Origin of the sequence: Streptomyces sp. NPDC005820 (assembly GCF_040630255.1) — a bacterium.
In the GTDB taxonomy this organism is placed as follows: Bacteria; Actinomycetota; Actinomycetes; order Streptomycetales; family Streptomycetaceae; genus Streptomyces.
Window position 1 is genome coordinate 1 of the sequence record NZ_JBEXXE010000034.1, and the last position, 25,632, is coordinate 25,632.

Annotated in this window: 20 protein-coding genes and 1 pseudogene; 10 read left to right on the forward strand and 11 right to left on the reverse strand. The window is 71.2% G+C overall.

The features are described 5' to 3' along the window. Both ABZ464_RS34545 and ABZ464_RS34550 read left to right on the forward strand, forming a co-directional pair. Positions 1-801, forward strand: a pseudogene (locus tag ABZ464_RS34545) (glucose-6-phosphate isomerase); the annotation flags it as partial. A 62-nt stretch (positions 802-863) separates the two neighbouring features. Next, a complete protein-coding gene (locus ABZ464_RS34550; protein ID WP_359283735.1) occupies positions 864-1,724 on the forward strand; it encodes a hypothetical protein in 861 nt (286 codons plus the stop codon). On the opposite strand, the gene pgl is transcribed toward ABZ464_RS34550, so the two are convergent. The 5 genes from pgl to tkt are packed head-to-tail and all read right to left on the reverse strand — an operon-like array spanning position 1,685 to position 8,428. Then, positions 1,685-2,467 (reverse strand): 6-phosphogluconolactonase, encoded by a 783-nt coding sequence (pgl, locus tag ABZ464_RS34555; RefSeq protein WP_359283737.1) that lies wholly within the window; start codon positions 2,465-2,467, stop codon positions 1,685-1,687. The two genes, ABZ464_RS34550 and pgl, sit on opposite strands and share 40 nt — an antisense overlap. Beyond that, positions 2,464-3,648 carry a glucose-6-phosphate dehydrogenase assembly protein OpcA gene (gene opcA, locus ABZ464_RS34560; protein ID WP_359283739.1) on the reverse strand — a complete coding sequence of 395 codons (1,185 nt, stop codon included), beginning with the start codon at positions 3,646-3,648 and terminating at the stop codon, positions 2,464-2,466. Before opcA ends, pgl begins: the two co-directional genes overlap by 4 nt. After that, a complete protein-coding gene (zwf, locus tag ABZ464_RS34565; RefSeq protein ID WP_359283741.1) occupies positions 3,645-5,183 on the reverse strand; it encodes a glucose-6-phosphate dehydrogenase in 1,539 nt (512 codons plus the stop codon). Before zwf ends, opcA begins: the two co-directional genes overlap by 4 nt. Before the next feature lie 4 nt (positions 5,184-5,187). Next, positions 5,188-6,306, reverse strand: a complete 1,119-nt coding sequence (gene tal / locus ABZ464_RS34570; RefSeq protein ID WP_359283743.1) for a transaldolase — start codon at positions 6,304-6,306, stop codon at positions 5,188-5,190. 34 nt (positions 6,307-6,340) lie between these two features. Beyond that, positions 6,341-8,428 carry a transketolase gene (tkt, locus tag ABZ464_RS34575; RefSeq protein WP_359283746.1) on the reverse strand — a complete coding sequence of 696 codons (2,088 nt, stop codon included), beginning with the start codon at positions 8,426-8,428 and terminating at the stop codon, positions 6,341-6,343. Between the two features lie 464 nt (positions 8,429-8,892). Between tkt and ABZ464_RS34580 the strand changes: the two genes are divergently transcribed. From ABZ464_RS34580 to ABZ464_RS34590, 3 genes are all read left to right on the forward strand, one after another. Then, positions 8,893-9,816 carry a heme o synthase gene (locus ABZ464_RS34580; RefSeq protein WP_359283749.1) on the forward strand — a complete coding sequence of 308 codons (924 nt, stop codon included), beginning with the start codon at positions 8,893-8,895 and terminating at the stop codon, positions 9,814-9,816. A 70-nt stretch (positions 9,817-9,886) separates the two neighbouring features. Next, positions 9,887-10,228 (forward strand): hypothetical protein, encoded by a 342-nt coding sequence (locus ABZ464_RS34585; protein ID WP_359283751.1) that lies wholly within the window; start codon positions 9,887-9,889, stop codon positions 10,226-10,228. Positions 10,229-10,301: 73 nt separating this feature from the next. Continuing rightward, positions 10,302-11,408: an amidohydrolase family protein gene (locus tag ABZ464_RS34590; RefSeq protein ID WP_359283754.1), complete on the forward strand. Its 1,107-nt coding sequence runs from the start codon at positions 10,302-10,304 to the stop codon at positions 11,406-11,408. Between the two features lie 103 nt (positions 11,409-11,511). Here ABZ464_RS34590 and ABZ464_RS34595 read toward each other — a convergent pair whose 3' ends face one another. Together ABZ464_RS34595 and ABZ464_RS34600 are read right to left on the reverse strand one after the other, a co-directional pair. Continuing rightward, positions 11,512-12,522, reverse strand: coding sequence for a COX15/CtaA family protein (locus ABZ464_RS34595; RefSeq protein ID WP_359283757.1), 1,011 nt, complete (start codon positions 12,520-12,522; stop codon positions 11,512-11,514). A gap of 25 nt (positions 12,523-12,547) precedes the next feature. After that, on the reverse strand, positions 12,548-15,313 hold the full coding sequence (locus ABZ464_RS34600; RefSeq protein WP_359283760.1) for a tetratricopeptide repeat protein: 2,766 nt from the start codon (positions 15,311-15,313) through the stop codon (positions 12,548-12,550). 146 nt (positions 15,314-15,459) lie between these two features. Between ABZ464_RS34600 and ABZ464_RS34605 the strand changes: the two genes are divergently transcribed. Next, positions 15,460-16,635: a glycosyltransferase family 4 protein gene (locus ABZ464_RS34605; RefSeq protein ID WP_359283763.1), complete on the forward strand. Its 1,176-nt coding sequence runs from the start codon at positions 15,460-15,462 to the stop codon at positions 16,633-16,635. Here ABZ464_RS34605 and ABZ464_RS34610 read toward each other — a convergent pair. From ABZ464_RS34610 to ABZ464_RS34625, 4 genes are all read right to left on the reverse strand, one after another. Further along, entirely contained in the window at positions 16,622-19,051 is a 2,430-nt protein-coding gene (locus ABZ464_RS34610; RefSeq protein WP_359283765.1) for a glycogen debranching N-terminal domain-containing protein, read from the reverse strand. The genes ABZ464_RS34605 and ABZ464_RS34610 overlap by 14 nt on opposite strands. 117 nt (positions 19,052-19,168) lie before the next feature. Then, positions 19,169-19,885, reverse strand: coding sequence for an ABC transporter permease (locus ABZ464_RS34615; protein ID WP_359283998.1), 717 nt, complete (start codon positions 19,883-19,885; stop codon positions 19,169-19,171). A gap of 50 nt (positions 19,886-19,935) precedes the next feature. Further along, complete coding sequence (locus tag ABZ464_RS34620; protein ID WP_359283767.1) at positions 19,936-20,859, reverse strand: ABC transporter ATP-binding protein; 924 nt, start codon at positions 20,857-20,859, stop codon at positions 19,936-19,938. A gap of 79 nt (positions 20,860-20,938) precedes the next feature. Beyond that, positions 20,939-21,736, reverse strand: a complete 798-nt coding sequence (locus ABZ464_RS34625) for an AAC(3) family N-acetyltransferase (protein ID WP_359283770.1) — start codon at positions 21,734-21,736, stop codon at positions 20,939-20,941. A 173-nt stretch (positions 21,737-21,909) separates the two neighbouring features. On the opposite strand from ABZ464_RS34625, the gene ABZ464_RS34630 reads away from it, so the two are divergent. The 4 genes from ABZ464_RS34630 to ABZ464_RS34645 are packed head-to-tail and all read left to right on the forward strand — an operon-like array spanning position 21,910 to position 25,632. Continuing rightward, positions 21,910-22,653, forward strand: a complete 744-nt coding sequence (locus ABZ464_RS34630) for a metalloregulator ArsR/SmtB family transcription factor (protein WP_359283773.1) — start codon at positions 21,910-21,912, stop codon at positions 22,651-22,653. Further along, on the forward strand, positions 22,650-24,071 hold the full coding sequence (gene sufB / locus ABZ464_RS34635; RefSeq protein ID WP_359283776.1) for a Fe-S cluster assembly protein SufB: 1,422 nt from the start codon (positions 22,650-22,652) through the stop codon (positions 24,069-24,071). The genes ABZ464_RS34630 and sufB overlap by 4 nt, the downstream gene beginning before the upstream one ends. A 59-nt stretch (positions 24,072-24,130) precedes the next feature. Next, positions 24,131-25,312 (forward strand): Fe-S cluster assembly protein SufD, encoded by a 1,182-nt coding sequence (sufD, locus tag ABZ464_RS34640; protein WP_359283779.1) that lies wholly within the window; start codon positions 24,131-24,133, stop codon positions 25,310-25,312. Next, entirely contained in the window at positions 25,312-25,632 is a 321-nt protein-coding gene (locus tag ABZ464_RS34645; protein WP_053847446.1) for a non-heme iron oxygenase ferredoxin subunit, read from the forward strand. The genes sufD and ABZ464_RS34645 overlap by 1 nt, the downstream gene beginning before the upstream one ends.

A 25,632-nucleotide genomic window follows, 5' to 3' on the forward strand; every position in this document is an offset into this window, starting at 1 on the left:
CTGATGATCGCCATCGGCCCGGACCGCTTCCGCGAGATGCTCGACGGCTTCCACCTCGTCGACGAGCACTTCCGCACCGCCCCCGCCGAGGCCAATGTGCCGCTGCTGCTCGGCCTGCTGGGCATCTGGTACGGCAACTTCCACGACGCCCAGTCCCACGCCGTGCTGCCGTACAGCCACTACCTGTCCAAGTTCGCCGCCTACCTCCAGCAGTTGGACATGGAGTCGAACGGCAAGTACGTCGGCCGGGACGGCAAGGAGGTCGACTGGCAGACCGGGCCGGTCGTCTGGGGCACGCCCGGCACCAACGGGCAGCACGCCTACTATCAGTTGATCCACCAGGGCACGAAGCTGATCCCGGCGGACTTCATCGGCTTCGCCCGTCCGGTCGACGAGCTGAGCGACGAACTCAAGGCCCAGCACGACCTGTTGATGGCCAACTTCTTCGCCCAGACGCAGGCGCTGGCCTTCGGCAAGACGCCCGGGGAGGTGCGCGCGGAGGGCGTGCCCGAGGAGCTGGTGGCCCACAAGACGTTCAAGGGCAACCACCCGACGACCACGATCCTCGCCGCCGAGCTGACCCCGTCCGTCCTCGGCCAGCTCGTCGCCCTCTACGAGCACAAGGTGTTCGTGCAGGGCGCCGTGTGGAACATCGACTCCTTCGACCAGTGGGGCGTGGAGCTCGGCAAGGTCCTCGCCAAGCGCGTCGAACCCGCCCTCACCGAAGGCGCCGAGGTCCCCGGACTGGACGCCTCCACCCGGGCGCTGGTCGCCAAGTACCGCGAGCTGCGCGGCCACTAGCCGACAACATCCCGTGTGTAGACTCCCGGGCGATCATGCACACGACTGCCCGGGAGCCTCACGTGGGCAACGCACACCGCAGACGGTGGACCGACGGTGACCTGACGGCCGGGTCCATCCTGCTGCCCCATCGCGCGGCCCGGGCGGTGTTCCACCCCGCATGGATCCCGGAGGCGCTCGACCCCACGGTGGAGCGGCTCAAGAAGGCCAGGGTCGCCGTCGGATTCGTCGCGGCCCTCGGCGTCCACCTGGTCATCGAGACCGGGTTCTCCTGGGTGGATCTGCCGAGGAACGCCACGATCGCATCGATCGTGCTCTTCTGCGTCACCCCGCTGACGACCGGTGTGATGCTCCTGGTCTGGCGGCGAGGTGGCACCGTGCGCCGGATGCGGGCGCGCCTCCTCGACACGGTCAAACTGCTCTCACTCTTCACCGCCTCGGCCCTCGTCTGCTTCGAACTGTTCGTGTTCGGCGACAAGGTGGGCACGATCCCGAAGATCGTCCTGAGCGGGCTGGGCCTGTGGATGGCCCTCTTCGTGATCTGGGGTGCGGTCATGCTCACCGGCAACTTCTTCGGCACCGCCGCGGTGCACCGTTGTCTGCCGCCGCTGCTCGCCACCGTGACGAGCTGGGTGATGGCCGTTCCCGACCTGATCAGCCCCGAAGAGCGCGGCATGGACAACCTCGTCGGAGTCCTGTGCATCCTGTCCGCCCCGGTGACGGTCACGGCGATCGCCCTGCTGGAGACCCATCGCCTCAAAGAGCACTACGGCATCCGTCTCATGGCCCACCCGGCCACCCCGCCGTACCCCGGTACAGCGCCCACAACGGACAGAACCCGTACGGTGCCCGACCGTACGGGTTCTGCACGGAGCCGGGTCCGTCAGGCCGACGCCGGCGGATACAGCGACCTCGGCAGCTGAGAGGCCGCCGCCCGGTCCAGGAGCCACAGGGTGCGGGCCCGGCCGCGGGCGCCCGCCGCCGGGGCCTGGATCTCGCCCGCGTCCGACAGGGCGATCGCCGCGGCGTTCGCCTTGTCCTCGCCCGCCGCGAGCAGCCACACCTCACGGGCCGCCCGGATGGCCGGCAGGGTCAGCGTGACCCGCGTCGGCGGGGGCTTCGGCGCGCCGTGCACCCCGACCACCGTGCGCTCGGTCTCCCGTACGGCCGGCAGCTCGGGGAAGAGCGAGGCCACATGGGTGTCCGGGCCGACGCCCAGCATCAGGACGTCGAAGGTGGGCACGGCGCCATGGTTCTCGGGACCGGCCGCACGGGCCAGCTCCCGCGCGTACGCCTCCGCGGCGGCCTCGACGTCGGCGCCGTACGGACCGTCGGACGCGGGCATGGCGTGCACGCGCTTCGGGTCCAGCGGTACGGCGTCCAGCAGGGCCTCGCGGGCCTGGGTGACGTTGCGCTCCGGATCGCCCTCGGGCAGGAACCGTTCGTCGCCCCACCACAGGTCGAGCCGGGCCCAGTCGATCGCGTCCCGGGCCGGCGCGGACGCCAGCGCGGCCAGCAGACCGTTGCCGTTGCGGCCGCCGGTGAGGACCACCGACGCGAAGCCCCGGGAGGCCTGCGCGTCGACGATCCGCGTGATGAGGCGGGCCGCGGCGGCCTGCGCCATCAGCTCTTTGTCGCGGTGCACGACCAGCTGAGGGGCGGTCACCGCGCCGCCTTGCCGGACAGTCCGGAAGGGACCGGCGGCACCGGTTCCGGCTTCAGTGGTTCCGGCGCCGACCCTTCCGCCCCGGAAGCTTGCGCAGGGCCTTCGACGCCGTCCTCGCCGTCCCGTTCTCCTTTGGCCGGCTCGGCGTCCACCTCCGCCTGCTCCACCGCGGCCCCGGCCTGCACCAGCGCCGCCTCGGCCTTCTCCAGGGCGGCCCGGGCCTTCTCGATTCCGGCCGGCGCCGGCACCGCCGCCGACGCGTTCAGCCGCTCCACCCCGAACCGCAGCGCGGAGGCATAGGTGTCGTCCGGGTCGAGGCGGCGCAGCTCCTCCGCGATCAACTCGGCCGTGTCACGGCGCTTGAGCGCCACCGCGCGGTCGGGCTGGCCCTCGATGGAGAGCGTGGCCAGCGAACCGTCGGCCCGGTCCAGGGTGATCGGCCCACTGCTGGTGGCCATGCGCACGGCCGTCAGCCCCGGGCCGCCGGACAGCGAGCGCCGCACGGGGACGTCCAGCCGGTCCGCGAGCCACATCGCCAGCAGCTCGCAGCTCGGATTGAACTCCTCGCCCTCCACCTCGACCGACTCCACCTCGCAGGTGACCTGGTCCAGGGCCGCGGCCAGCATCGAACGCCAGGGCGTGATGCGGGTCCACGACAGGTCCGTGTCACCGGGGGAGTAGGTGTCGGAGCGGGCGCCGAGCTCACGCACCGGCTGCTCGGAGGCGTAGGTGTCGGTGACCCGGCGCTGGGCCAGCGCGCCGAGCGGGTCGGCGGCCGGGTCCAGCGGGGCGTGCACCGGCCACCACACGACGACCGGGGCGTCCGGCAGCAGCAGCGGCAGCACCACCGACTGGGCGTGGTCGGACACCTCGCCGTACAGCCGCAGCACGACCGTCTCGCCGGTGCCCGCGTCCGCGCCCACCCGCACCTCGGCGTCCAGCCGGGACTGCGTGCGGTCGCGGGGCGTGCGCGAGACGCGCCGGATGACCAGGAGCGTGCGCGAGGGGTGCTCGCGGGAGGCGTCGTTGGCGGCCTTGAGCGCGTCGTACGCGTTCTCCTCGTCGGTGACGATGACGAGTGTGAGCACCATGCCCACGGCCGGCGTGCCGATCGCCCGGCGGCCCTGCACCAGCGCCTTGTTGATCTTGCTGGCGGTGGTGTCCGTGAGGTCTATCTTCATGGCCGGCGCCAGCTCCGTCCGTCTCGTTCGAGCATCTGGTCCGCCTCGACGGGCCCCCAGGTACCGGCCGGGTACTGCGCGGGCCGGCCGTTCTCGTCCCAGTACCGCTCGATCGGGTCGAGGATCTTCCAGGACAGCTCCACCTCTTCCGTGCGGGGGAAGAGGTTCGAGTCGCCGAGCAGCACATCGAGGATGAGGCGCTCGTACGCCTCCGGCGAGGACTCCGTGAACGACTCGCCGTAGGCGAAGTCCATGGACACGTCCCGGATCTCCATCGAGGTGCCGGGCACCTTGGAGCCGAAGCGGACGGTCACGCCCTCGTCGGGCTGGACGCGGATGACGATCGCGTTCTTCCCGAGTTCCTCCGTCGCCGTGTGGTCGAAGGGGGAGTGCGGGGCGCGCTGGAAGACGACCGCGATCTCGGTGACCCGGCGGCCGAGCCGCTTGCCGGTGCGCAGATAGAAGGGGACGCCCGCCCAGCGGCGGTTGTCCACCTCGACCTTGATGGCCGCGTAGGTGTCGGTCTTCGACTTCGGGTCGATGCCGTCCTCTTCGAGATAGCCGATGGCCTTCTCGCCGCCCTGCCACCCGGCCGAGTACTGGGCGCGCACGGTGTCCCGGCCCAGGTCCTCGGGCAGTCGTACCGCCCCGAGCACCTTGGTCTTCTCCGCGGCCAGCGCGTCCGCGTCGAAGGAGGCGGGCTCCTCCATCGCGGTGAGCGCCATCAGCTGGAGCAGGTGGTTCTGGATGACGTCACGGGCGGCGCCGATGCCGTCGTAGTAGCCCGCCCGGCCGCCGATGCCGATGTCCTCGGCCATCGTGATCTGCACATGGTCCACGAAGGACCGGTTCCAGATCGGCTCGAACATCGTGTTGGCGAACCGCAGCGCCAGGATGTTCTGGACGGTCTCCTTGCCCAGGTAGTGGTCGATGCGGAAGACCTGGTCCGGGGCGAAGACCTCGTGGACGACCTTGTTGAGCTCCTCCGCGGAGGCCAGGTCGTGCCCGAACGGCTTCTCGATGACGGCACGCCGCCAGGAGTCCTTCGTCTGGTCGGCCAGCCCGTGCTTCTTCAGCTGCTGGATGACCACCGGGAAGGACCGCGGCGGCACGGACAGGTAGAAGGCGAAGTTGCCGCCCGTGCCCTGTGCCTTGTCGAGCTCCCCGATCGTCGCGCGCAGCCGCTCGAAGGCGTCGTCGTCGTCGAAGGTGCCCTGGACGAAGCGCATGCCCTGGATGAGCTGCTGCCACACCTCCTCACGGAAGGGCGTGCGGGAGTGCTCCTTGACGGCGTCGTGGACCACCTGCGCGAAGTCCTCGTGCGCCCACTCGCGGCGGGCGAACCCGACCAGCGAGAAACCCGGCGGCAGCAGACCCCGGTTGGCGAGGTCGTACACGGCGGGCATCAGCTTCTTGCGCGACAGGTCGCCCGTGACGCCGAAGATGACCAGGCCCGACGGCCCCGCGATACGCGGGAGCCGTCGGTCGGCGGGGTCGCGAAGCGGGTTCGCTCCGGAACCGGAAAGGGGAGGCAAGGAATCAGCCCTCCGAAGGAGCGAGGCGCTCCAGCTCCGCCTCCGTCGACTTGAGCAGGTCGTTCCAGGACGCCTCGAACTTCTCCACGCCCTCGTCCTCGAGCAGTTGCACGACCTCGTCGTACGAGATGCCCAGCCGCTCGACGGCCTCGATGTCGGCACGGGCCTGCTCGTAGGTGCCGGCGACGGTGTCACCGGTGATCTCACCGCGCTGCTCGGTCGCCTGGAGGGTGGCCTCCGGCATGGTGTTGACCGTGTTCGGCGCGACGAGCTCGTCGACGTACAGGGTGTCCTTGTACGCCGGGTCCTTCACACCGGTGGAGGCCCACAGCGGACGCTGCTTGTTGGCGCCGGCGCTCTCCAGCTTGTTCCAGCGCTCGGTCGAGAACACCGCCTCGTACGCCTCGTAGGCGAGCCGGGCGTTGGCGACGGCGGCCTTGCCGCGCGCGGCCTTCGCCTCGTCGGTGCCCAGCGCGTCCAGGCGCTTGTCGATCTCGGTGTCCACGCGGGACACGAAGAAGGAGGCCACCGAGTGGATCAGCGAGAGGTCGAGACCCTTCTCCTTGGCCTTCTCCAGACCGGCCAGGTAGGCGTCCATCACCTCGCGGTAGCGCTCCAGCGAGAAGATCAGCGTGACGTTGACGCTGATGCCGTTGCCGATGACCTCGGTGATGGCCGGCAGACCCGCCTTGGTGGCCGGGATCTTGATCAGCGTGTTGGGGCGGTCGACCAGCCAGGCCAGCTGCTTGGCCTCGGCGACGGTGGCGCGTGTGTTGTGGGCGAGGCGGGGGTCGACCTCGATCGACACCCGGCCGTCCTGACCGCCGGTGGCGTCGAAGACCGGGCGCAGGATGTCGGCCGCGTCCCGGACGTCCGCCGTGGTGATCATGCGGATGGCCTCTTCGACGGTGACCTTGCGGGCCGCGAGGTCGGCGACCTGCTGCTCGTAGCCGTCGCCGCCGCTGATCGCCTTCTGGAAGATCGACGGGTTGGTGGTGACGCCCACGACGTGCTGCTGGTCGATCAGCTCGGCCAGGTTGCCGGACGTGATCCGCTTGCGCGACAGGTCGTCCAGCCAGATCGCGACGCCCTCCTCGGAGAGGCGCTTGAGTGCGTCTGTCATGGAAAATGCATCTCCTACGTGTCGTATGTGAGCGTCAGCGCCGGGCGTCGGCGAGGGATTCCCGCGCCTTCGCCGCCACGTTCTCGGCAGTGAAGCCGTACTCCTGGAAGAGGACCTTGCCGTCGGCGGAAGCACCGAAGTGCTCCAGGGAAACGATGCGGCCGGCGTCCCCGACGTACTTGTGCCACGTCAGACCGATACCCGCCTCGACCGACACACGCGCCTTCACGGACGGCGGCAGGACGCTGTCCCGGTACCCCCGGTCCTGCTCCTCGAACCACTCCACGGACGGCATGGACACCACCCGCGTCGCCACCCCGTCGGCCTCCAGCGCCTCGCGCGCCTCGACGGCCACGTGCACCTCGGAACCGGTGGCGATGAGGATGACCTCCGGCGCGCCGTTCGACGCCTCGAAGAGGATGTAACCGCCACGAGCGGCATCCTCGTTGGGCTCGTACGTCGGCACGCCCTGACGGGTCAGCGCCAGACCGTGCGGGGCGCCCTCGCCGAAGACCTTGGTGTACCGCTTGAGGATCTCGCGCCAGGCGATCGCGGTCTCGTTGGCGTCGGCCGGACGGACCACGTTCAGGCCCGGGATGGCGCGCAGCGAGGCCAGGTGCTCGACCGGCTGGTGGGTCGGGCCGTCCTCGCCGAGACCGATGGAGTCGTGCGTCCACACGTACGTCACCGGCAGGTGCATCAGCGCCGAGAGCCGGACGGCGTTGCGCATGTAGTCGGAGAACACGAGGAACGTGCCGCCGTAGACACGGGTGTTGCCGTGCAGCGCGATGCCGTTCATCTCCGCGGCCATGGAGTGCTCGCGGATGCCGAAGTGGATCGTGCGGCCGTACGGGTTCGCCTCCGGCAGCGGGTTGTCCGCCGGGAGGAACGACGACGTCTTGTCGATCGTCGTGTTGTTGGAGCCGGCCAGGTCGGCCGAGCCGCCCCACAGCTCCGGAACCACCGCGCCGAGCGCCTGGAGCACCTTGCCGGAGGCGGCACGCGTGGCGACACCCTTGCCGGGCTCGAAGACCGGGAGCTTCTCCTCCCAGCCGGCCGGCAGCTCGCCCGCGGCGATCCGGTCGAACTCGGCGGCGCGCTCGGCGTTGTCGTCCCGCCACAGCTGGAAGGACTTCTCCCACTCGGCCTTCGCGTCCGCGCCGCGCTCCAGCGCCCCCCGGGTGTGGGCGATGACGTCGTCGGCGACCTCGAAGGTCTGCTCCGGGTCGAAGCCGAGGACGCGCTTGGTCGCCGCCACCTCGTCGTCGCCGAGCGCCGAGCCGTGCGCGGCCTCGGTGTTCTGCGCGTTGGGGGCGGGCCAGGCGATGATCGAGCGCATCGCGATGAAGGACGGCTTGTCCGTCACCTGCTTCGCGGCCTCGATCGCGTTGTAGAGGGCGTGCGGGTCGAGGTCGCCGTCCGGCTTCGGGGCGACGCGCTGCACATGCCAGCCGTAGGCCTCGTACCGCTTGACGGTGTCCTCGGAGACGGCCGTCTCCGTGTCGCCCTCGATCGAGATGTGGTTGTCGTCCCACAGCAGGACCAGGTTGCCCAGCTTCTGGTGGCCGGCCATCGAGGATGCCTCGGCGGAGATGCCCTCCTGGAGGCAGCCGTCACCCGCGATCACGTACACGAAGTGGTCGAAGGGGGACTCGCCCTCGGGGGCCTCCGGGTCGAACAGACCGCGCTCGTAGCGGGCGGCCATCGCCATGCCGACGGCGTTCGCGACACCCTGGCCCAGCGGGCCGGTGGTGGTCTCGACGCCCACCGTGTGGCCGTACTCGGGGTGACCCGGGGTCTTCGAACCCCATGTGCGGAAGCTCTTCAGATCGTCCAGCTCAAGGCCGAAACCGGCCAGGTAGAGCTGGGTGTAGAGGGTCAGGGACGAATGGCCCGCGGACAGCACGAAACGGTCGCGGCCCACCCAGTCGGCGTCCGCCGGGTCGTGCCGCATCACCTTCTGGAAGAGGGTGTAGGCGGCAGGCGCCAGGCTCATCGCCGTACCGGGATGGCCGTTGCCGACCTTCTGTACGGCGTCGGCGGCCAGGACACGGGCGGTGTCGACGGCCCGCTGGTCCAATGCGGTCCACTCGAGGTCTGTGGTGGTCGGCTTGGTGCTCACCCTGGGTCAGGGCTCCTCTCCACATGTCGAATACCGGCTGTTCCGGGCACGCGCCCACCGGCTGCCGGGTGGCTGGATGCCCACCGGCCGCTGTCGAGCCTACCCCTGCGGGGACGTGCGTTTTTTCGAGTCATTCCAGACTGCCGGGCCTTGCCGCGATCCGCCCGCCGGACGGCCGGAACCGCACTTGGCACTTGAATACGGAGCCGCTCATCTGACTGCTCAATCGAGCCCCAGTACGACTCATCGGAACCCCCTCGCGCACCCCTCCCCGGGGCCCCCGCCAACACGACCCCACCCCCGCGAAGGCCGGGGTATGGGCAACGTCTACAGTGGCGTGGTACGCGCGAGCCTTTACCCCGCATTCACATGGGGAGGCTTGCTGGGAGTCTCTGTCAGGGGTGTGCGTGACGGCCGTTGAATCCCGTCCGGTAGGTGGGGGCACCTCCCACGCCTTTCGGGCAGTGGGGGAGATCGGGACGAGCCAGAGCCCGAGCCGGCGGCCGCTGAGGGCCCGGGTCATGGGGTTCGTGGCGCTGACCAAGCCGCGGATCATCGAGCTGCTGCTGATCACCACCGTTCCGGTGATGTTCCTGGCGCAGCAGGGTGTGCCGGACCTCGGCCTGGTGCTGCTCACCTGCGTCGGCGGCTACCTGTCCGCGGGCGGCGCCAACGCGCTGAACATGTACATCGACCGCGACATCGACGCCCTGATGGACCGCACCTCGCAGCGCCCGCTGGTCACCGGCATGGTCTCGCCGCGCGAGTGCCTCGCCTTCGGCATCACCCTCGCGGTGGTCTCGACCCTGCTGTTCGGGTTGACCGTCAACTGGCTGTCCGCCTGGCTGTCGCTCGGGGCGCTCCTCTTCTACGTCGTCGTGTACACGATGATCCTCAAGCGGCGCACCTCGCAGAACATCGTGTGGGGCGGCATCGCCGGCTGCATGCCGGTGCTGATCGGCTGGTCGGCCGTGACGAACTCGCTGTCCTGGGCCCCGCTGATCCTCTTCCTGGTCATCTTCTTCTGGACGCCGCCGCACTACTGGCCGCTGTCCATGAAGGTCAGGGACGACTACGCGCGCGTGGGCGTCCCGATGCTGCCGGTCGTCGCCTCCAACAAGGTGGTCGCCAGGCAGATCGTGATCTACAGCTGGGTGATGGTCGCGGTGTCGCTGCTGCTCACCCCGCTCGGCTACACCGGCTGGTTCTACACCTCCGTCGCGCTGGTGGCGGGCGGCTGGTGGCTGTGGGAGGCGCACGCCCTGCAGAACCGGGCGAAGGCCGAGGTGACGGGCGGGAAGCTGAAGGAGATGCGGCTGTTCCACTGGTCCATCACCTATGTCTCGCTGCTGTTCGTGGCGATCGCGGTGGACCCGTTCCTGAGGTAGGCCTCCTTGAGGCAAGCGTCACTCACCCCGGCCGTCGCCGATCGATCTACCCGTCGGTAGCATCCTGACCATGGCAGACACGGCAGACACGCAGCAGGTCGACGCGAAGGACGGGCGCCGCATCGCCCGGCTCGCCCAGCAGATCAACGCCTTCTCCAAGCAACACGGCGGGGCCGAGGGCCAGGTCGCGTACATCGGGGAGCGCGGGGCCCGGATCGTCCTCGTCGGCGAGGACGGCGGCTGGGGCGACCTCGTCGCGCCCTCGGTGGAGATCGCCCGGAAGGCCGTCGAGAAGGCCGGGATCACCGTCCACGAGTCCTTCGACGGCGAGTTCGCGGCCAAGGTGCGGACCGGGCCGTACGAATGGACCCGCATGGCCGGAATCCAGGTGGGCGGACCGAGCAACGGCTGACCGACCCAACACCTGACACCGGGTTCACCCGTTAGGACCTTCAGCGGTACGAGGTCCAGTCGCGGGAGTCCCGATGATCGAAACGCCGTCCCTGGTGGACCAGTACTGCCACGGCGTGCTCAGAACCGAGCTGGGTCTCGGCACCTTCGAGGCCCAGCTGGCCCGTACCGAGGGCCCGCCCGCCCCCGGTACGACCCTCTTCGACACCCAGACCGGGTTCGCCGTACGCCGCTGGTGCCCCCCGCTGCTCGGCCTGGAACCGCACTGCACACCCGCCCGCTATCTCGCCCGGCGCCGTGAGCTCGGCGTACTGGAGTCGGGCCGCAGACTGCTGCGCGGCAGCGGCATCACGACCTACCTCGTCGACACCGGACTGCCCGGCGACCTCACCCACCCGGAAGAGCTGGCCTCCGCCGGGGCCGCCGACGCCCGTGAGATCGTCCGCCTCGAACTGCTGGCCGAACAGGTCGCCGACACCTCCGGCACCGTCGAGGCCTTTCTCGCCAATCTCGCCGAGGCCGTCCACTCGGCCGCCGCCGGCGCCGTCGCCTTCACCTCCGTCGCCGGGATCCGGCACGGCCTCGCACTGGCGCCCGAACCGCCCGGCCCGGGGGAGGTGCGGGGCGCCGCGGGCCGCTGGCTGGCCGCCCGCCGCGTCGGCGGCGAGCTCCGCGACCCCGTGCTGCTACGGCACCTGCTGTGGATCGCCGTCGCCTCGGGACTGCCCCTCCAACTGCACGCCGGGCTCGGCGAGCCGGGCCTGCGCATCGACCGCACCGACCCCGTGCTGCTGACCGACTTCGTCCGCGCCACCGCCGGCCTCGGCACCGACCTGATCCTGCTCCACGGCTACCCCTACCACCGCCAGGCCGCCCACCTCGCCGCCGTCTTCCCGCACGTCCACGCCGACTCCGGCGCCGCGCTCGTCCGCACCGGCGCCCGCGCCGCGACGGTCCTCGCCGAGATCCTGGAGCTCGCCCCGTTCGGGAAGATCCTCTTCTCCAGCGGGGCGCAGGCACTGCCCGAACTGCACGTGGTCGGCGCCCGGCTGTTCCGCGAGGCCCTCGGCCGGGTCCTGGGCGGCTGGGTCGCCGAGGGCGCGTGGTCCCTCACGGACGCCCAGCGGGTGGCCGGGATGGTGGCGGCGGGGAACGCGCGGCGGGTGTACGGGCTGAGCTGACCGGTGGGCGATTGAGGCGACCGCTGGGCGGTTGAGGCGACCGCTGGGCGATTGAGGCGACCGCTGGGCGGTTGAGGCGACCGCTGGGCGGTTGAGGTGACCGCTAAGCGGTGGAGCCGACCGTCGCCTCCGCCGCCGGACCCGGCAGCTCGACCGTCGCCGCCGGGCGCTCGCGCAGCGCCAGCAGCACCAGCAGCACCCAGATCCACACCAGCGCCGACCCCAGCATGTGCAGGCCCACCAGCACCTCGGGAAGGTTCGTGAAGTACTGGACGTACCCGATGACACCCTGCGCGAGCAGCACCAGGAACAGCTCCCGGGTGCGGTTCAGGGGGCCGCGCGGGGCGTCGACCGCCTTGAGGATGAACCACAGGGCGAAGGTCAGCGTCACCACGATCCACGCGAGCACGGCGTGCAGCTTCGCCACCGTCTCCCAGTCCAGCGGCATCCGCTCGACCTCGCTGGAGTCACCCGCGTGCGGGCCCGCGCCGGTCACCACGGTGCCGACCGCGATCAGCAGCGACGAGGCGACGACCAGGAACCACACCAGCTGCTGCACCGGCTTGCCGACCAGCGGCCGGGGCTCCCCGTCACCCTCCCGGGTGCGCTGCCACATCAGCACGGCGACCGCGATCAGCGCCGAGGCGAGCAGGAAGTGCGAGGCGACCGTGTACGGGTTGAGGCCGACCAGCACCACGATCCCACCGAGGACCGCGTTGCTCATCACCAGCCAGAACTGCGCCCACCCCAGCCGGGTCAGCCCCCGGCGCCGCGGCTTCTCCGCGCGCGCGGCGATGATCGCCCAGCCGACGGCGGCGCACAGGACGTACGTCAGCATGCGGTTGCCGAACTCGATGGCACCGTGGAAGCCCATCGCGCTGGTCGCGGTGAGCGAGTCGGCGGTGCACTTGGGCCAGGTCGGGCAGCCGAGGCCGGAGCCGGTGAGGCGCACGGCACCGCCGGTGACCACGATGACCACCGACATCACGAGCGCGGACAGGGCCGCCCGCCGAACCGTCCGGGGTGCGGGGGTCCAGCGTTCGGAGATGAAGGCGAGCGGGTTGCGCAGCGCTGCTACGGCATCGGCGCGGGTCACGTTTGGCACGCCCACCATCGTAGGCCGCCGCTTGTGCACGCTTTCACGAGGGTCGGGTCTCCGCGACGAGGGCCGGGTCCTCGCGGGTGTCGTCGGGCGGCGGGGGCGGGGTGCCGTGCCACAGGGCCGTGCCGATGCGTTCGGCCCGGGCCAGGAAGTCGGCGGCCTCCCGCTCGTCGTCGGTGCACTCGGCGAGCCGTTCGTACACCGCGACCAGCGAGGGGTGGTCGTCGCCGAGGCGCGCCCGGAAGATGCGTTCGGCCTCGCGCAGCACCACCTCCGCGCCCGCCCGGTCCCCGGCCGTCAGCAGGACCGGGCCGAGACGGGAGAGGGTCTTCGCCCGGTAGTGGTGGTCGCCGCCGTACTTCCGGGTGTAGATGCCGTGCGCCGTGTCGAACGTCTCCAGGGCCGCCACCAGCAGTCCCTGCGCGGCCTGCAGCGAGCCCATCTTGTTCAGGCAGGCGGCGTACTTGTGCGGCTCGGCCTCGCTGCGGTTGTAGTGCAGTTCCAGCACCGGTTCCAGCAGCTCGACCGCCGAGCGCAGCTTCTCCTCGCCCTGCTCGCGCAGCTCGCGCCGGCGCAGCGGATGCCAGGTGGCCCGGGCCCGCTCGCGCAGGTCCTCGGCCTGCCGGCGGCGGACGTCGGCCAGGAACTTCGCCACCTGGGACGTCTCGAAGTCCTCCAGCCCCCGGTGCTCCCGGAACACCGCGAGGGCGTCCTCCAGCATGGCCTCGGCGGTGCCCAGGTCCCCGCGGTCCTGCGCGACGATCCCCACGTCCCGGCGCAGCATCGCCTGGAACAGCACATGCTGGGCCGGCACCTGGCTGGCCCGCTGCGGGATGCGGGCCTCGGCGCGGGCGTACGACTCCAGGGCGAGCGCGAGCCGGCCCGCGTTGCGGTGGATCATGCCGATCTCCTGCTCGGCGACCGCCCACTCCAGGCTCTCCCAGCCCGGCTCGTGGTCCTCCTGGGCCTCGTAGATCCGGATGGCCTCGCGGACCGCGTCCAGCGCCTCGTCGAAGAGGATCTTCTCGCGCAGGATGCCCCCGTACTGGCGGTGGCACAGCGCCTCCAGCTCGACGAACGCGGGGCCGTCGCCGGTGTGCCGGCGGCACTGCACCAGCGCCTTCAGGCATTCGTCGTGCGCGTCGTCGAGGTGGGCCAGCAGATAGTGCTGACGGGCCACCGCGAGCTGGGCCGTGACCCGGCCGAGCGCGTCCGCGCCGTTCGGGGCGCCGGAGTCCTGGCGCAGCTCCGCCTCCCACTGGAAGAAGGTCAGCGCGCGCGTCCAGTTGCACCGTTGCTCCTGGTAGACGCCGACGCGGTGGAGTAACTCGATCAGCGCCCGGCGGGCCGTGCCGTACGCGATCCGGTCGTCCGAGGCCCAGGACACCTCGGTGATCACCGCGTCGGCGTGCGGCATCAGACGCTCGCAGGCGCTGCGCGCCTCCGGCTGCTCCGGCCAGGCCGGGAACGCGGCCTCCACCAGTCGCACCGCGACCTGCGACCACTGGACCCGGTCGTCCTGGTCCATCCGGCTGCGGATGAACTGGCGCACCCGCGGATGCACCCCGAACGTCACCGAGCCCCTGCGCTGGTCACCGCTCACCGTCAGCAGCGAGTGCTCGACCAGCTCACGGACCATGGGATGGAAGACCCGCTCGCTCTCCATCGCCCGCCGCAGCCCGTCCGGCAGCACCGCCCGGTGCTCGTACAGCGCGGAGTGCGGTACGTCCTCGGAGGCCAGGTAGGAGCAGAGCCGCAGCAGGTTCTCCGCCTCCGGGGCCTCGCGCGAGATCCTCTCCACCGACAGCCGGAACGTCTCGAACCCGTTCGTCGAGGTGTGCTCGGGCAGCTGGGCCAGATAGTCCTCGACGCTGATGCCCTCCCGCTCGATGTAGGCGCCCGCGGTCTCCAGGTCCAGCGGCAGCCAGCCCAGCTGCCGGCCCAGCGCGTCGAGCGACGCGTCCTCGGTGTCCTCGGCCGCGCCGTCTATGCGCAGCCGCAGGAAGGCGCGGCCCCGGGTGGGGCTGAGGCCGAGCAGCTCCAGCCGGTGCTCGGTCAGCTCGGCCCAGCCCTGGCGGACCCGGGTGGTGACCAGGATCGTGCCCCGGCACTGGTCCGACGGCAGGAACTGCTCCAGCCCGTGCGGGCCGTCGGCCGGCGTACCGGCCTCGTCGCCGTCCGGCTGCACGTTGTCGTAGACCAGCAGCCAGCCCGGGTTGTCGCGCAGCCAGCCCCACAGCCGGGACAGGACCACGTACTCGCTCTCGTGGGCGGGCAGCCCCAGGATGGCGGCGAGCTCGAGCAGCCGGTCGCGCAGCCGCTCGGTGCTGGTCGCGGGCAGCCACCAGGTCAGCGTCGCGGTGTCGGCCTGCGCGTGGGTGCGGGCGTGGGCCACGGCGAGCTGGGTCTTCCCGGCGCCGCCCATGCCGTGGATGACGACGATCCGCCGCCGGGTGTCCGGCTGGGCGTCGTCCGTCAGCATCTCCCGGATGCGCCCCAGTTCGGTGTCGCGGCCGGTGAAGTAGCGGGAGAGGGAGGGGAGGTTGTGCGGAGGGACGTACGGAGGATCCGCGGAGCCCGGCTCCTCGGCGGAGGAGGCCGCGCCGCGCCCGAGCGAGTGCCGGGTGAAGAAGGCGGAGGCGGCGGCGAGAAGGCCCGTCACCGAGACGACGGCCCACAGGGCCGGACCGTTCGCATGGTCGGCCACGATCGGCAGCACCGCCACCGAACCCGTCGTGGCCGTGTACAGACCGACCAACAGCCTCTTGCCCGATCCGTCCCCGTTGCTCCTGGACGCTCCCATGGCGGCTCCCCCGGTATGACATCCCCTGCCCGCGCCGTGTGTGCGACGATTCCCGCGCCGGTCGAGGTTGAACCCCTCATTGTCCAAGGGCCATACTCCGTCTTCCATATATGTGCAGCAGAATTGTTCCTACGGAGGATCAGAGAATGCATGTGGGACTGGTGCACTGGTCCTTTCCCCCCTGTGTGGGCGGGGTGGAGACCCATCTGTGGCAGTTCTCGCGCCTGCTCGCGGCGCAGGGGGTGGATGTCACGGTCTTCACCGGGACGCCCGAGGCGGCGGTGCCGGGCCGCTCCGGCGTCGCGGGCGAGGGCACGATCACCATCGAGCGGCACTCGGCACTGGACCTCTCACCGGACGCGTTCGCCGCCCCGGACGAACCCGAACTCACGTCCTGGTTCAGAGAGTTGATCATCCGTCGGGGCATCAGGATCGTCCACGGCCACAATCTGCACCACTTCTCGGCCGCCCCGGCCCGCGCGCTCGCCGGACTCCGGGAGGAACTCGGCCTGCGGCTCCTGCACACGTACCACAGCATCTGGCACGAGAAGTCGAATCCGGCGGCCGAGGCCTGCCGCGACTGGCATCTCCACTTCGCGGTCTCCGACTTCCTCAGCGAGGCGTGCACCCGCCAGTTCGGCTTCAAGGTCAAGCGCCGCTACCTGGGCATCGACACCGCGGCCTACCTCGACGTGCCCGTCTCCGGGGTGCAGGAACCCGGGATGGTGCTGCTCCCGGCGCGGCTGATCCCCGACAAGGGGGCCGAGCTGGCGATCAGGGCCGTGCACCACATCATCCAGAACCGGCCCGGCCCCCGGGTGACGCCCCGACTGGTGCTCATGCGGACGGGTGTCGAGAACACGGTCGATTTCCATGGGGAGACGGTCGGATTCTATGGAGAATTGCAAAAACTCATTGATGAACTGAACATTCCGGAGGGGGTCGTCGAATTCACCGAGGCCGGAGTGGACCATATGCGGGCGCTTTACGAAAGAGCCTCCGTGGTGGTCTATCCGTCGATGTTCGACGAGCCCATGGGGCTGGCCCCGCTGGAGGCGATGTGCGCGGCCAGGCCCGTCGTCGTCACCCGGATGGGCGGACTGGACGAGGGCATCGAGGCGGACGAGGAGATCGGCTTCCTGGTGCCCGACCGCAACGTGGCCAAACTGGCCGACCGCATCGCGCTGCTCCTCGACGACCCCGCCCGCGCCGAGGCGGTGGGACGACGCGCCCGGGAGCACGTCGTACGCCACTTCGACCTGCGGCGGTTCTATCTGGAACCGATGCTCGACCTGTACCGGGAGCAGCTCAGCCCGTCGTGACGGTCCAGTCCGCCGGCAGCCCCGACACCCCGCTGCGGCCCTCCCGGTCCACCCACACCGAGAGGTTCTCTCCGGCCAGCCGCAGCCCCGACACATGCAGCGGGCCGAAGGGCGTCGGCCGTACGTGCAACGTCCCCCGCCCCGCGTCCGGCCGCAGCCCCAGCAGCGCCGACAGCACCGCCACCCCCGAAGCCGCCGACCACCCCTGTGGCCGGCAGGCCGCCGGATAGGCGAGCGGCGCGGGGGAGCCCTCCGTGCGGGCGTCCCCGCCGTACAGTTCCGGCATCCGGTAGGCGAAGTGGGCGGCCGCCTCCAGGAGGCCGTCGGCGAGCTGGGCGGCCTCGGCGGCGCACCCCGCCGCGCACAGCCCCTGGATCGCGATCGCCGTGTCATGGGTCCACACGGAACCGCCGTGGTAGCTCATCGGGTTGAAGCCGTGCAGCGCGGCGGAGCGGCTGCGCAGACCCCAGCCGGAGTTCAGCTCCGGGTGGGCCAGCCAGGCCGCGACGTCCCGGCAGCCGCGCGGGTCCAGGATCCCGGTCGACAGCAGCTGGCCCATGTTGGACGCCGGCCCGCTGACCGGGTCCAGGCCCCGGCCGACCGCGATCGCCACATAGCGCGGGGCGGGACCCTTCGGCGAGTCCAGCCAGAACGCGTCCGAGAAGCGTTTACGCAGCCCCCGGGCCCACAGCCGCAGCCGTTCCGAGTCCTCCTTGCGGCCCCGGGCCACGAGCAGCTCGGCCAGTCCGGTCGCCGCCTGGTAGGCGTATCCCTGCACCTCGCACAGCGCCAGCGGCGGTTCGATACGGCGGCCCGCCGCGTCCCGCACCGCGTCCTCGCTGTCCTTCCACGACTGGTGGCGCAGCCCGCCCGGACGCGGGTAGTAGCGCAGCAGCCCGTCCTCGTCCCCGGCGCTCGTCTCCAGCACCCACTCCATCGCCCGTTCGGCGTACGGCAGCAGCGCCGCCACGTCCGCCTCCGGCAGACCCCAGTGCCAGGCCTCGACCAGCAGGGTCACGAACAGCGGGGTCGCGTCCACCGAGCCGTAGTAGCGCGAGGGCAGCCGCAGCCCGTGGCCGTGTTCGGCGTCGGCGGGGCGCAGCTCGTGCAGGATCCGGCCCGGCGCCTCCTCGCGGAACACGTCGTGGGCCGTGCCCTGGCGGCGGGCCAGCGCCCACAGGGTGCCACGGGCCAGACCGGTGCCGAGCGGCAGCATCATCCGGGCCGACCAGATCGAGTCCCGCCCGAACAGAGCCAGGTACCAGGGGCAGCCCGCCGCGATGAACTGGTCCTCGGGGCCGTCGGGCGCGGTGCGCTCGGGGTCCGCCAGCCGCAGGGCCCCCAGGTCGCCGAGCCCGCGCCGGACCAGGGCGACGAGCCGCCGGTCCCCGCGCACCACCGGCTCGCTCCACGGCGCCCCCGTGCTCGGGGCCCCCGGATGCCCGGGCGGGGCGGGAACCGCGCCCCCGTCGACGGTCAGCCTGATCTGCCGGCTCTCACCGGGCCGCAGCAGGAGCCGTGGCCAGGTGAAGGTTCCGCCCTCCGGCCCGTCGGTGACACCGGGCGGAGCGGCGGGAAAGGAACCCACCAAGCCATCGGGGACACCGGGCCGACCGTCGGGGGCGCCGGTCCTGCGGTTGGGCTCGGGGGCGCCGGTCCTGCGGTTCGGCGGGGTGCCCGTCCTGCGGCCCGGCGGGGTGCCCGTCCTGCGGTCCGGCTCGGGGGCGCCGGGCCTGCCGTCGGGGGCGCCAGTCCTGCGGTTGGGCTCAGACATGCCGCTCCCGCGGTCCGGCTCCGGGGTGACGGGCCTGCGGTTGGGCTCAGACATGCCGCTCTCGCGGTCCGGCTCTGGGGTGATGGGCCCGCGGTTGGGCTCAGACATGCCGCTTCCGCGGTCCGGCTCCGGGGCGCCGGACGGGTGCTCCGGCGCGGCCGCGCGGACCTCTGCCCGGCCCGTGGGTGTTTCCCACACCAGACCCCGGCCGTCGGCCGTGCACCGCACCGGTGGGCCGGTCCGGCCGCGCTTCACCTCGGCGATGTCCGCCAGGTCCGTGGCGAGCGCCAGCTCCACGTGCAGCAGCCGGGAGACCGTGCCGACGTTGCGCAGCAGGATGCTCTCGCCCCGGCCGGCCGTACGCACCCGCTCGATGATCACGGTGGGGTCGTCCGTGCGGTCGGCGGGGTAGCGGTGCACGGAGGTGAACCGCACCTGGTCGGGCCCGAGGGGCTGCACGCCGATCGGCTCCGGCTCACGGCGGTCGATCAGCAGACAGGCCGTGTGCAGCAGCCTGCGGTCATGACCGTAGAAGCCCTCCGCCCGCAGCCCGCGCAGCTGCCCGTCCCGGGGCGAGGCGGCGAAGGCCGGGGCCGCGACGCAGATCACCACGTCGTGGAGAAGGGGTTGCAGAGCACGCACACTCGAGGAATCCGCGGACTCGTACACGGGGCGTCTCTTCCCGCTTCGCACGCGCGTCACTCTCACGGCGTACGACGCAGGACACCCCAGGGACCGGATCCGGCCCCATCCCCCGACTCACTCCCAGCGGAAGAACCTCCCCGCCGCCCCCAGCCCCACCACCGCCCACACGGCCAGGATCCCCAGGTCCCCCCACGGCATCCCCGCGCCGTGCTGGAGGACGTCCCGCAGGCCGTCGGAGAGGGCCGAGATCGGCAGCAGGCCGAGGACGTCCTGAACGCCGGACGGGAACTTGTCCAGCGGGACGACGACCCCGCCGCCCACGAGCAGCAGCAGGAAGACCAGGTTGGCGGCGGCCAGGGTCGCCTCCGCCTTCAGGGTGCCCGCCATCAGCAGACCGAGGCCGGAGAACGCCGCCGTGCCGAGAACGAGGAGGAGCAGGACGGCGAGGGGGCTGCCGTGCGGGTCCCAGCCCAGCGCGAAGGCGATCGCCGTCAGCAGGATCACCTGGAGGACCTCGGTGACCAGCACGGACGCGGTCTTCGCCGCCATCAGGCCCCAGCGGGGGAGCGGGGAGGAGGCGAGGCGCTTCAGGACGCCGTAGCGGCGCTCGAAGCCCGTCGCGATGGCCTGGCCCGTGAAGGCCGTGGACATGACGGCCAGCGCGAGGATGCCGGGGGCGAGGAAGTCCACCGCCTCGCCCGCGCCGGTGTCCACGATGTCCACGCTGCTGAACAGCACGAGCAGCAGCGTCGGGATCACCACGGTGAGCAGCAACTGCTCGCCGTTGCGCAGGAGCATCTTCGTCTCCAGCGCCGCCTGCGCCGCGATCATGCGGGGGAGCGGGGCCGCGCCGGGCCGGGGGGTGTAGGTGCCGGTGGCGGTCACGAGCGCAGCTCCTTGCCGGTCAGTTCCAGGAAGACGTCCTCCAGGGTGTGGCGCTCGACCGAGATCCGGTCCGGCATCACCCCGTGCTGCGCGCACCACGACGTGACCGTGGCCAGCAGCTGCGGGTCGACCTTGCCCATCACCCGGTACGAGCCCGGCGTCAGCTCGGCCGCGGAGGAGTCGGCGGGCAGCGCCTTGAGCAGGGAGGCCACGTCGAGGCCGGGGCGGCCGGTGAAGCGCAGGGTGTTCTCGGCGCCGCCGCGGCACAGCTCATCGGGGGAGCCCTGGGCGATTACCCGGCCCGCGTCGATGATCGCCACGTCGTCGGCGAGCTGCTCGGCCTCGTCCATGTAGTGCGTGGTCAGGATGACCGAGACGCCGTCCGCGCGCAGGTCCCGGACCAGGTCCCAGGTGGCGCGGCGGGCCTGCGGGTCGAGACCGGCGGTGGGCTCGTCCAGGAAGACCAGTTCCGGGCGGCCGACCACCGCCATCGCCAGCGCGAGCCGCTGCTGCTGGCCGCCGGAGAGCCGGCGGTACGTGGTCCGGCCGCAGGAGCCGAGCCCGAGCCGCTCGATCAGCGCGTCCACGTCCAGCGGCTGCGCGTGCAGCTTCGCCACGTGCCGCAGCATCTCGTCGGCCCGCGCCCCCGAGTACACGCCCCCGGACTGCAGCATCACCCCGATCCGGGGCCGCAGCCCGGACGCCTGTCTGACCGGGTCGAGGCCGAGCACGCGGACGGTGCCGGAGTCCGCACGGCGGTACCCCTCGCAGATCTCGATCGTGGTCGTCTTGCCGGCGCCGTTGGGTCCGAGGACGGCGGTGACGCCCGCCCGGGCCGTCAGCTCCAGGCCGTCCACCGCGGTCTTCGTCCCGTACCGCTTCACCAGGGCCTGGACCCAGACGACAGGCTCAGTTCGCATGGCCCCAGAGTCTAGGTTCGCCGCCGGCCGTTCCGACCGCCGGGTACGGGAACCGGCCGGACCCGTCCGGAAGCGGCCGTCAGAACTCCTCCTCGCGCGGGCGGTGCACGGCCAGCCACCGCTCGGCGTAGGCGACCGCGTCCGCGACCGGGAACAGCCGTACGTCGGCGGCGCCCGCCTTGCCCCGTACGACGGGCCGGTCCCGCTCGTAGTCGTGCCCCAGCTCGTCGAACCGGTCGGAGTCGATCGACACCTCGGTCACGGTCTCCCACCCGTGCGGGCCCGGCCGGCCGATCTCCACGAGCGGGGCGGGTATCCGGTACTCGGCGAGGTGGAAGCTGGTGCAGGTGTCGTATCCGGCCCCGAGCAGCAGCACCCGCGCCCCCAGCCGCTCCAGCCGGGCCAGCGGACTGCGCTCGCCCAGCCGGCAGTCGGTGGCGTGCCCCTCGACGACCTCCGCGGCCCGCGCCCCGAGCGCCGCGAACGAGGTCTGCGGATGGGCGCTGCGCAGGGCTCCGGGCCAGGTGCGCACGGTCTCCGGGATCACGCCGAGGCCTCGGCTGGGGGTGACGAGGGGGTCGTAGGCGGGCATGGTGGCGCGGATCGTGTCCCACCACTCCCGTGGCACCGGCGGTCGGCTCCACACCGCCGGGTCGGACAGCTCGCCGGTCTGCGTCGGGACCACGAGCGTCCCGTTCGGACCAAGGGCGTCCCGCAGCCCCTGGACCACCGCGACGGCCCCTCCGCACACCCAGCCGAGGGAGCGCAGGGAGGAGTGGACGAGGAGGATTTCTCCCGGTTCGACACCGAGCTCCCGCAGCTGTGCCGCCAGGGTCTCCCGAGTGACAAGTGGGCCGGTCGGAGGGGGTGTGGGCATGGTGGTGCAGTGTCCCCGGAGGACGCCGTCGGGGCCACTGGTTTTATCGGTCCCTTGATCGATCAGTGATCGTTTCCGCAGGTCACATTAGGTATACCTAAGTGACGCAGGGCACCGTCGGCCGGCCCGGACGCGGCTTGCCTGCGTTTGAGGAATTACGCAACAATGGCGTTGTGAAAAACGTCGGCGAGGCTCGGGGGACCCCCACGGGGGCCCCTCATGAGGAGCTCGCGACCGGTGAGCGTTCGACACGCAACCGCGTCGCGCGGTCCATCCTGGACCACGGGCCGTCGACCGTCGCCGAGCTGGCCGAGCGGCTGGGGCTCACCCCCGCGGCCGTCCGCCGCCACCTCGACGCGCTGGCCGCCGACGACGTCGTACAGCCCCGCGAGCAGCGGGTCTACGGAGCGCGCACCCGCGGCCGTCCGGCGAAGGTCTTCGCCCTCACCGACTGCGGCCGGGACGCCTTCGACCAGTCCTACGACAAGCTCGCCGCCGACGCGCTGCGCTGGATCCAGCAGCAGTACGGCGGGGACGAGGCCGTCGTCGCCTTCGCCCGCGCGCGCATCGCCGAACAGGCCGACGCCTACCGCGCGGCGATCGAGGCCGCCGCCCCCGAGGAGCGCACCGAAGCACTCGCCAGGGCCCTGAGCGCTGACGGGTACGCTGCTACGGCGCGCAGCGCACCGGTCGGCGAGCAGCTGTGCCAGCACCACTGCCCGGTCGCCCACGTGGCGGAGAAGTTCCCGCAGCTCTGCGAGGCCGAGACCGAGGTCTTCTCCCAGCTGCTCGGAACGCACGTCCAGCGACTGGCCACCATCGCCCACGGCGACGGGGTCTGCACGACGTTCATCCCCAAGATTTCCCAGACCACTCATCACGCATCTGCAAGCACGGCCGGGAGGAACCCCGCATGACTCTCCCCACGGAGACTGCCCACCCCGAACTCGAGGGTCTGGGCAAGTACGAATACGGCTGGGCCGACTCCGACACCGCCGGCGCCTCTGCGCGGCGCGGCATCAACGAGGAGGTCGTCACCGACATCTCCTCGAAGAAGTCCGAGCCGGAGTGGATGACCAAGCTCCGCCTCAAGGGCCTCAAGCTCTTCGCGAAGAAGCCCATGCCGAACTGGGGCTCCGACCTCTCCGGCATCGACTTCGACAACATCAAGTACTTCGTGCGCTCCACGGAGAAGCAGGCGGAGTCCTGGGAGGACCTGCCCGAGGACATCAAGAACACCTACGACAAGCTGGGCATCCCGGAGGCCGAGAAGCAGCGCCTCGTCGCCGGTGTCGCCGCCCAGTACGAGTCGGAGGTCGTCTACCACCAGATCCGCGAGGACCTGGAGGAGCAGGGCGTCATCTTCCTCGACACCGACACCGCCCTCAAGGAGCACCCGGAGCTCTTCAAGGAGTACTTCGGCACCGTCATCCCCGCCGGCGACAACAAGTTCGCCGCGCTGAACACGGCCGTGTGGTCCGGCGGCTCCTTCATCTACGTGCCGAAGGGCGTGCACGTCGAGATCCCGCTCCAGGCCTACTTCCGGATCAACACGGAGAACATGGGCCAGTTCGAGCGGACCCTGATCATCGTCGACGAGGGTGCCTACGTGCACTACGTCGAGGGCTGTACGGCCCCGATCTACAAGTCGGACTCCCTGCACAGCGCGGTCGTCGAGATCATCGTCAAGAAGAACGCCCGCTGCCGCTACACGACCATCCAGAACTGGTCGAACAACGTCTACAACCTGGTCACCAAGCGCGCCGTCGCCTACGAGGGCGCCACCATGGAGTGGATCGACGGCAACATCGGCTCCAAGGTGACGATGAAGTACCCCGCCGTCTACCTCATGGGCGAGCACGCCAAGGGCGAGACCCTCTCCATCGCCTTCGCCGGCGAGGGCCAGCACCAGGACGCCGGCTCCAAGATGGTCCACATGGCGCCGAACACCTCCTCCAACATCGTCTCCAAGTCGGTGGCGCGAGGCGGCGGCCGTACCTCCTACCGCGGTCTCGTCGAGATCGGCGAGGGCGCCCACGGCTCCAAGTCCAACGTGCTGTGCGACGCGCTGCTCGTCGACACCATCTCCCGCTCGGACACCTACCCCTACGTGGACGTCCGCGAGGACGACGTGTCCATGGGCCACGAGGCGACCGTCTCCAAGGTCTCCGAGGACCAGCTCTTCTACCTGATGAGCCGCGGTCTCTCCGAGTTCGAGGCGATGGCGATGATCGTGCGCGGCTTCGTCGAGCCCATCGCGAAGGAGCTGCCGATGGAGTACGCGCTGGAGCTCAACCGGCTGATCGAGCTGCAGATGGAAGGCGCGGTCGGCTAACCACCGGTCCGCAGCCCCCATCCAGCCCTACACGCAAGAAAGCGAGCATTACGACAGCCATGGCTGAGGCTCAGAACATCCCCGTGGGGTCGACCACCGCGGGCGCGATCGCGGTCGCCGCCGAGTCGACCGTCGCCACGCGCATGAGCGCGCCCCCGTCCTTCGACGTCGCGGACTTCCCGGTCCCGCACGGCCGCGAGGAGGAGTGGCGGTTCACCCCGCTGGAGCGCCTGCGCGGGCTGCACGACGGCACCGCCGTCGCGACCGGCGAGGGCGTCAAGGTCGCCGTCGAGGCCCCCGAGGGCGTCACCGTCGAGACCGTCGACCGCGACGACCCGCGCCTCGGCAAGGCGGGCACCCCCGTGGACCGGATCGCCGCCCAGGCCTACTCGGCGTTCGAGAAGGCCGGCGTGATCACCGTCCCCAAGGAGACGGTCCTCACCGAGCCCATCCGCATCGCGGTGCACGGCGAGGGCGGCACCTCCTTCGCCCACCAGGTGATCCAGCTCGGGGCCTTCGCCGAGGCCGTCGTCGTCATCGACCACACCGGTGACGCCGTCCTCGCCGCCAACGTCGAGTACGTCCTCGGCGACGGCGCCAAGCTCACCGTCGTCTCCGTCCAGGACTGGGACGACAAGGCCGTCCACGTGGCCCAGCACAACGCCCTCGTCGGCCGCGACGCCTCCTTCAAGTCCGTGGTCGTCACCTTCGGCGGCGACGTCGTACGCCTCCACCCGCGGGTCGCGTACGCCGGCACCGGCGCCGAGGCCGAGCTGTTCGGCCTGTACTTCACCGACGCCGGCCAACACCAGGAGCACCGCCTGCTGGTCGACCACAACGTCCCGCACTGCAAGTCCAACGTCGTCTACAAGGGCGCGCTCCAGGGCGACGACGCGCACGCGGTGTGGATCGGTGACGTGCTGATCGAGGCCAAGGCCGAGGGCACCGACACCTACGAGATGAACCGCAACCTGGTCCTCACGGACGGCGCGCGCGTCGACTCGGTGCCGAACCTGGAGATCGAGACCGGCGAGATCGTCGGTGCCGGCCACGCCTCCGCCACCGGCCGCTTCGACGACGAGCAGCTCTTCTACCTGATGGCCCGCGGCATCCCGGCCGACGAGGCCCGCCGCCTGGTGGTCCGCGGCTTCTTCGCCGAGCTGGTCCAGCAGATCGGCGTCCCGGACATCGAGGAGCGCCTGCTCGGCAAGATCGAGACCGAGCTGGAGGCCACGGTCTGATGGCGGCCTTCGTACGCGCCTGCGGCCTCAGCGAGCTGGAGGAGGACACCCCGAAGCGGGTGGAACTCGACGGCACGCCGGTCTCGGTCGTCCGTACCGAGGGAGAGGTGTTCGCCATCCACGACATCTGCTCCCACGCGAACGTCTCGCTCTCCGAGGGCGAGGTGGAGGACTGCCAGATCGAGTGCTGGCTGCACGGCTCCAGCTTCGACCTCCGCACCGGCAAGCCGTCCGGCCTTCCCGCGACGCGCCCCGTCCCCGTATACCCCGTCAAGATCGAAGGGGACGACGTGCTCGTCTCCCTCACCCAGGAGTCCTGA

Coding starts and splice junctions, on each gene's coding strand:
- tal (WP_359283743.1), bottom strand. CDS start 6,306: ATGACAGACGCACTCAAGCGCCTCTCCGAGGAGGGCGTCGCGATCTGG.
- ABZ464_RS34595 (WP_359283757.1), bottom strand. CDS start 12,522: ATGGTGGGCGTGCCAAACGTGACCCGCGCCGATGCCGTAGCAGCGCTG.
- sufD (WP_359283779.1), top strand. CDS start 24,131: ATGGCTGAGGCTCAGAACATCCCCGTGGGGTCGACCACCGCGGGCGCG.
- ABZ464_RS34615 (WP_359283998.1), bottom strand. CDS start 19,885: ATGATCGCGGCGCAGGCGGCGCTGGAGACGAAGATGCTCCTGCGCAAC.
- ABZ464_RS34645 (WP_053847446.1), top strand. CDS start 25,312: ATGGCGGCCTTCGTACGCGCCTGCGGCCTCAGCGAGCTGGAGGAGGAC.
- ABZ464_RS34585 (WP_359283751.1), top strand. CDS start 9,887: ATGGCAGACACGGCAGACACGCAGCAGGTCGACGCGAAGGACGGGCGC.
- ABZ464_RS34600 (WP_359283760.1), bottom strand. CDS start 15,313: ATGGGAGCGTCCAGGAGCAACGGGGACGGATCGGGCAAGAGGCTGTTG.
- ABZ464_RS34620 (WP_359283767.1), bottom strand. CDS start 20,859: ATGCGAACTGAGCCTGTCGTCTGGGTCCAGGCCCTGGTGAAGCGGTAC.
- ABZ464_RS34605 (WP_359283763.1), top strand. CDS start 15,460: ATGCATGTGGGACTGGTGCACTGGTCCTTTCCCCCCTGTGTGGGCGGG.
- ABZ464_RS34590 (WP_359283754.1), top strand. CDS start 10,302: ATGATCGAAACGCCGTCCCTGGTGGACCAGTACTGCCACGGCGTGCTC.
- sufB (WP_359283776.1), top strand. CDS start 22,650: ATGACTCTCCCCACGGAGACTGCCCACCCCGAACTCGAGGGTCTGGGC.
- ABZ464_RS34625 (WP_359283770.1), bottom strand. CDS start 21,736: ATGCCCACACCCCCTCCGACCGGCCCACTTGTCACTCGGGAGACCCTG.
- opcA (WP_359283739.1), bottom strand. CDS start 3,648: ATGAAGATAGACCTCACGGACACCACCGCCAGCAAGATCAACAAGGCG.